The sequence below is a fragment of the Pseudomonas sp. P65(2024) genome (genome assembly GCF_057480955.1).
Map to the genome: position 1 here is coordinate 1 of NZ_JBLIYX010000043.1, position 1004 is coordinate 1004.

Annotated in this window: 1 protein-coding gene; it reads right to left on the minus strand. The window is 66.8% G+C overall.

Annotated features, from left to right (window positions below; translation table 11 throughout):
• Nucleotides 1-1004 (minus strand): ShlB/FhaC/HecB family hemolysin secretion/activation protein (locus AC25MA_RS25785; RefSeq protein ID WP_486972547.1); only part of this gene is annotated, 1004 nt, incomplete at both ends.

Consider the following 1004-nt stretch of genomic DNA (forward strand, 5'->3'; position numbering starts at 1 on the left):
TCCTTCAGGCCGCGCACCGACGACAGCCCGCCAAGGCTGATGCGCTGCGGGCTGAACAATACGTCTTCGCTGCGCTGGCCGGTGGCCAGGCTGGTGAAGCTCAGGCGCTCGCCGAACAGGTTGAAGCCTTGTACATAGCTGAGCGTGGCGCTGTACTTGCGGTAGCGCGCCACCGGCTGGCCCGGGCGTGGGTGGCCATTGTCCTGGGCGTCGAAGGCGCCGATGCCCTCCTGGGTGCCCAAGTCGAGGTTGACGAAGGCATTGCCCAGACGCCGGCCATGGTTGATGCCGAACTGCGCCTCGCTCAGGCGGTTGCTGCTGCCGGCCAGGCGGCTGTCCTCGATGTAGTTGTTGGTGCGCAGGTGGGCCATGCCGGCATTGAGCGAGGTCTTGCTGGTGGCGTCGCGGTGTACCACGCGCTCGGCGCGCAGCTGGTGGTTCTGGCTGTCGCCGGTCTGCTTGAAGGCAAAGCCGTTGGCCTGGGCCAGGGAGCGGTATTCGCTCTCGCTGTAGCTGTAGGTGAAGTTCCACCAGCCCCACGGCAGGTTGTAGAACAGCACGCCGTTCTTCGAGCCCTGGGTGTGATCGCTGACCACGTCGTGGCCGCCGCGCAGCATCAGCTGGTCGGCCAGGCCCAGCGGGCTGTCCCATTCCAGGCCGAGGTTGAGCATCTGCTCGCCGGTGCTGCGTTGGCCTTCGTTGTTGCGCGACAGCGAGGCGCGCCAGGGTTTCTGTTGGGTGTTGCGCACCAGCACTTCGCTGCCGCCGACGGCCTTGCCCGGGGTCAGCTCCATCTGCGCCTTGTTCGACGGCAGGCGGTTGAGCTGGTCGACCATCTGCTCGATCTCGCGCAGGTTCAGGCGCTGGTCGATATCGCCGGGAAAGGCCATGCCCAGCTCACGGTCGCTCAGGCCGCTGGCCGGGTCCGGGCGCAGCCCTTCCAAGCGCCCTTCCACCACCAGTACCTGCAGATGACCCGAGGACAGGTCCTGCTGCGGCAGGTA